General features: G+C 67.6%; 7 protein-coding genes. All 7 read left to right on the top strand.

The annotated features are described in order from the left end of the window. Positions 1 to 819: ABC transporter permease (locus DPV74_RS38680; protein WP_162923268.1), on the top strand; the 819-nt coding region annotated here is incomplete at its 5' end. Beyond that, entirely contained in the window at positions 816 to 1,658 is an 843-nt protein-coding gene (locus DPV74_RS38675) for an ABC transporter permease (RefSeq protein ID WP_021162908.1), read from the top strand. The genes DPV74_RS38680 and DPV74_RS38675, both read left to right, overlap by 4 nt. Positions 1,659 to 1,698: 40 nt before the next feature. Next, positions 1,699 to 2,772: an ABC transporter ATP-binding protein gene (locus tag DPV74_RS38670; protein ID WP_119339098.1), complete on the top strand. Its 1,074-nt coding sequence runs from the start codon at positions 1,699 to 1,701 to the stop codon at positions 2,770 to 2,772. Between the two features lie 40 nt (positions 2,773 to 2,812). Continuing rightward, positions 2,813 to 3,631, top strand: coding sequence for a transporter substrate-binding domain-containing protein (locus tag DPV74_RS38665; protein ID WP_021162906.1), 819 nt, complete (start codon positions 2,813 to 2,815; stop codon positions 3,629 to 3,631). 43 nt (positions 3,632 to 3,674) lie between these two features. Next, complete coding sequence (locus DPV74_RS38660) at positions 3,675 to 4,439, top strand: amino acid ABC transporter permease (protein ID WP_060373428.1); 765 nt, start codon at positions 3,675 to 3,677, stop codon at positions 4,437 to 4,439. Continuing rightward, positions 4,436 to 5,092 (top strand): amino acid ABC transporter permease, encoded by a 657-nt coding sequence (locus DPV74_RS38655; protein ID WP_021162904.1) that lies wholly within the window; start codon positions 4,436 to 4,438, stop codon positions 5,090 to 5,092. The genes DPV74_RS38660 and DPV74_RS38655 overlap by 4 nt, the downstream gene beginning before the upstream one ends. Positions 5,093 to 5,133: 41 nt before the next feature. Then, positions 5,134 to 5,426 (top strand): ATP-binding cassette domain-containing protein (locus tag DPV74_RS38650; protein WP_162923267.1); only part of this gene is annotated, 293 nt, incomplete at its 3' end.

Raw genomic sequence — 5,426 nt, 5'->3', positions numbered from 1 at the left:
CTGCTTGCGCCGATCCTCGCATTCCTCGCGGTGCTCGCGGCGGCGACGCTCACCGTGCTGCGGATGAGCGTCGGTACGCCGGGCGACGAATGGCGCACGTTCACGCTGCAGAACTACGCCGATCTCGCCGACCCGTACTTCATGCACTCGCTGTGGCTCACGCTGCGCCTCGCGTTCCAGAGCATGGTATGCGCGGTGCTGCTCGCGATCCCGGTCGCGCTGGCGATGGCGCGCGCCGAATCGCGGCTCGCGCGGCGACTCATGCTTGCCGGCGTGCTGCTGCCGCTGCTCGTCAACCTGCTGCTGCAGGGTTACGGCTGGCTCGTGATGCTCGGCCCGGCGGGCCTGCTCAACCGCTCGCTGCTAGCGGCCGGCGTCATCGAACGGCCACTGCAACTGCTGTACCGCGAACACGGCGTGCTGCTCGGGCTGATCCAGACCGCATTCCCGCTCGCCGTGCTGCCGCTGTCGAGCGCGCTGCGTGCCGTGTCCCGCGCGTACGACGAAGCCGCCGCGACGCTCGGCGCGACGCGCTGGCAGACGCTGCGGCACGTGACGCTGCCGCTCGCGATGCCGGGGCTCGTATCGGGCGCGCTGCTCGTGTTCGCCTACAACGCGAGTGCGTTCGCGGTGCCGCTGCTGCTCGGCGGCCGGCGCGTACCGATGCTCGCGGTGCTCGTGCATGACCAGGTCGCGCCGCTGCTGAACTGGCCGGCCGCGTCGGCCTCGGGTGTCGTGCTGATGGGCGCGACGCTCGTCGTGATGGCGGTTTCCCAGCGCCTCGTGCGCGCCCTGCAACGTGACGAGGTGAACCGATGAATGCCCTTCTGCCGCGAGCACCGCTGCCCGGCCGTCTGAGCCGCGCGACCGGCACCCTCGCGACGCTCGTGCTGTGCCTCGCCGCACTGCCGATCGTGACGATGATCACGATGTCGTTCGGCTCGTCGGGCACGCTCGAATTCCCGCCGCGCGATTTCAGCCTGCACTGGTACCGCGCCGCCTGGCAGACCTTCGTGACCGCCGATGCCGGCAGTGCGCAATCGATGGGTGCCGCGCTGACGACGAGCCTCGTCGTCGCGATCGCGACGATGTTGGTCGCGACTGCGGTTTCGGTACCCGCCGCCTACGCGCTGTCGCGTTATCGCTTCCGCGGCAAGACGTTCGTCGAGCAGCTCGTCGCGCTGCCGATCGTCTATCCGCTCGTCATGCTCGGCCTCGCGCTGCTGCTCGTGTTCAACGCGCTGCCGGTCGAACTCGGGCTCGTGCGGCTCGTCGTCGCGCACGTGATCCTGACGCTGCCGTTTACCGTGAAGAACTGCGCGGCATCGGTCGCGTCGATCGGCCCGGAATTCGAGGAAGCCGCGTGCCTGATGGGCGCGAGCCCGCGCCGCGCGTTCGTCGATGTCGTCCTGCCGCTGATGCGGCCGGGCGTCCTCGCCGGCATGCTGTTCGCGTTCATCGTGTCGTTCAACGAGTTCACGGTGACGTTCTTCCTGTACAGCGTCGACACGATGACGCTGCCGGTCTGGCTCTACAGCCGCACCGTGTCGTCGCTCGACCCGACCGTGTTCTGTTTCGCGGTGTTCACCGTCGCGATCGATTTCGCGCTGATCTGGATGCTCGAAAAACTCGTCGGCGACAAGGGCGTTGCGCTCTGATACGCGCACGACTCCGCCCTCGCCCATCCAAGGACTCCCCATGACCCAGCTCACCCTTCAGAGCGTGACGAAGCGCTTCCAGCACGCGTATGCCGTGGATCACGTCGACCTGTCCGTGCCGGACGGCAAGCTCGTCTGCTTTCTCGGCCCGTCGGGCTGCGGCAAGACCACGCTGATGCGGATCATCGCCGGCCTCGAGACGCCGACGTCGGGCACGATCACGTTCGCCGGCCGCGACCTCACGCACGTGCCGGCCAACCGGCGCGACTTCGGCATGGTGTTCCAGTCGCTCGCGCTGTTCCCGCACATGACGGTCGCGCAGAACATCGCGTATCCGCTGCGGCTGCGCAAGACGGCCAGGACGGCTCAAACGCAGCGTGTCGCGGAGCTGCTGGAACTCATCCAGCTTCCGCACCTGGCCGACCGGCTCGTCACGCAACTGTCGGGCGGGCAGCGCCAGCGCGTCGCGATCGCACGCGCGATCGCTTCGTCTCCGCGCCTGCTGCTGCTCGACGAGCCGCTGTCGGCGCTCGACGCAAAGCTGCGCGAGGCGATGCAGGTCGAGATCCGGCTGCTCCAGCAACGGCTCGGCATCACGACGATCATGGTCACGCACGACCAGCGCGAAGCGATGACGATGGCCGACGAGATCGTCGTAATGGAGAAAGGCCGCATCCAGCAGGTCGGCCGGCCGCTCGACATCTATCGCGATCCGGTCAACGAATTCGTCGCGGATTTCATCGGCCTCGGCAACATCCTGCCGGTCGCGTGCGACGGCGACGACGCGATCGTGCTGCCGGGCGGACAACGGCTCGCGATCCGGCGCGCGCCCGACGCGCCGCGCGCGGACGACGCCGTGCGCCTGCTGATTCGCCCCGAGGACGTGTGCGTGCGCGCGGCCTCGGTCTCGCCGTCCGCGCCGAACACGCTCGCCGGCACGGTCACGTTCGTGCGCGACGTCGGCGCGTCGATCGAGGCGACGATCGATTGCCGCGGCTTCACGCTGACGGCAGCGACGACGCCGCGCGAAACGCCCGACCTGCACGTCGGCATGCCGGTCACCGCCGAGCTACCCGCGCATGCATGCAAGCTGATCGCCGCACGCGGCGCCTGATTTCCGGTTCTTTCCCCAGCGCAGCAACAAGGACTCCATCATGAACGCATCGACCCAAGCCCACCGTCTCGTGCGACGCCTGCTCGCCCGCACCGCCCTCGTCTGCACCTGCGCGGCGGGTCTCGCCGCCATCGCGCCGCTCGCACATGCCGACGCACTCGACACGATCGCGAAATCCGGCGTCGTGCGCATCGGCGTGTTCGAGGACTACCCGCCGTTCGGCTCGATCGGCCCCGACATGAAGCCGCAAGGTTACGACATCGACATGGCGGCGCTGATCGGCAAGGCGCTCAACGCGAAGGTCGAGCTCGTGCAGGTCACCGGCGACAACCGAATGGCGTATCTCGCCGACCGCAAGACCGACATGCTGCTGTCGGTCGGCCAGACGCCGGAGCGCGCGAAGGTGATCGATTTCTCGAACGCGTATGCGCCGTACTATCTCGCGGTATTCGGCCCGAAATCGCTCGCCGTGAAAGGCACCGCCGATCTCGCCGGCAAGTCGGTCGCGGTCGCGCGCGGCACGCTCGAGGACCTGAGCGTGAGCAAGGTCGCGCCGCCGAACGCGACGATCAAGCGCTTCGACGATCCGAACGGCGCGATCGCGGCGTTCCTGTCGGGGCAGGCGCAACTGCTCGTGATCGGCAACGACGTCGGCGCGACGATCATCGCGCGCCATCCGTCGATCGATCCGGAGCAGAAGTTCTCGCTGTTCAGCTCGCCCGATCACGTCGGCCTGAACAAGAACGAGCCGCGCCTGATGCAGAAGGTCAATGACGCGATCGCCGGCGCGAAGAAAAGCGGCACGCTGAACACCCTGTCGCAGAAGTGGCTGCACGCGGCACTGCCGGCCGACCTGTGACGCGCGTCGCGCCCGCCCCGCATTCACGACGGAAGGTATCGTTATGACCTACGTGTTCGACTTCAGCGATTTCGGCCTCTACGCCGGCATGCTCGCGCGCGGGATCGGCGTGACGCTCGGCCTCACCGCGGCCTCCACCGCGCTCGGCGGCCTGATCGGCACCGCCGGCGCGTGGGCCGCGCTCGCCGGCCCGCGCTGGGCACGCACGCTGGTCGCGGCCTACGTCGAGCTGATCCGCAATACGCCGTTCCTGGTCCAGCTGTTCTTCATCTTCTTCGGGCTGCCCGGGATCGGCGTGCACATCGACGAAGCGCAGGCGGCCGTGCTGGCGATGACGGTCAACCTGGGCGCGTATGCGGTCGAGATCCTGCGGGCCGGCATCGAATCGGTTCCGCACGGGCAGACGCAGGCCGCACGTGCGCTCGGGCTGCACGGCCGGCAGGTGTTCGGTCAGGTCGTGCTGCCGCAGGCGCTCGCGAACGTGTACCCCGCGCTGCTCGGGCAGGTGCTGATCGTGATGCTCGGTTCTGCCGTCGTGTCGCAGATCTCGGTGCCCGACCTGACCTATGCGGCGAACTTCATCCAGTCGCGCAATTTCCGTGCGTTCGAGATCTACATCGTCGTGACTGCGATCTACCTACTGCTGTCGATCGCGCTGCGCATGCTGCTCAATCGCGTCGGCCGCCGTCTGTTCGCGGGCCGCGCGCCGCACGGTGCGGGCAACGCACCGCGCCGCTCGTGCGTTGCCCGCTTTACGTGGCGCGCGCGCTCCCCTGAAACCGGCCTCCCGACGGAGCGGGCCCGATGATCGAATTCACCTTCCAGGATATTGCGTGGAACCTGCTACTGGCCGCGCGCTGGACCATGCTGCTGTCGCTGATCACGTTCGTCGGCGGCAGCGTCGCCGGGTTTGCGCTGCTCGCGATGCGCATCTCGCCGGTGCCGGCGCTGCGCCGCTTCGTGAGCCTGTACGTCGAGCTGTTTCAGGGCACGCCGTTGCTGATGCAGCTGTTCCTCGGTTTCTTCGGGCTGCCACTGATCGGCATCGACGTGACGCCGTGGACCGCCGCATCGGTCGTATTGACGTTGAACGCGAGCGCATACCTGGCCGACATCTGGCGCGGCTGCGTCGACGCCGTGCCGCGCGGCCAGTGGAGTGCGGCGGCCAGCCTCGGCATGACGTGGACGCAACAACTCCGTTACGCGGTGTGGCCGCAGGCATGGAAAATCGCGCTGCCGCCGACCGTCGGCTTTCTCGTGCAGGCGGTGAAGAGCACGGCGCTGACGTCGATCATCGGGCTGACCGAACTCACGAAGACCGGCAACATCATCACCAATGCGGTGTTCAAGCCGTTTCCGATCTACGCGATGGTCGCGCTGCTCTACTTCGCGATGTGCTTCCCGTTGACGTGGTACGCCCGCGTGCTCGAACGCCGCTACCGCGTCGCGAAGGCGCGCTGAACCGGCGCCGCGCGCGCCTCATTACGATGCAGGTATCCCCCATGATTTCCATCAGCAACATTTCGAAGTGGTACGGCCCGTTTCAGGTCCTCACCGACTGCACGACCGAGGTCAGGAAAGGCGAAGTGGTCGTCGTGTGCGGCCCGTCGGGTTCCGGCAAGTCGACGCTGATCAAGACCGTCAACGGCCTCGAGCCGTTCCAGCAGGGCGAGATCCTCGTGAACGGCCAGTCGGTCGGCGACAAGAAGACGAACCTGTCGAAGCTGCGCTCGAAGGTCGGGATGGTGTTCCAGCATTTCGAGCTGTTCCCGCACCTGTCGATCACCGAGAACCT

The organism is Burkholderia sp. HAN2018 (assembly GCF_024704855.1).
GTDB lineage: Bacteria > Pseudomonadota > Gammaproteobacteria > Burkholderiales > Burkholderiaceae > Burkholderia > Burkholderia cepacia.
Note: the sequence above shows the minus strand (reverse complement) of the source record. Positions and strands in the feature narration are given on the sequence as shown.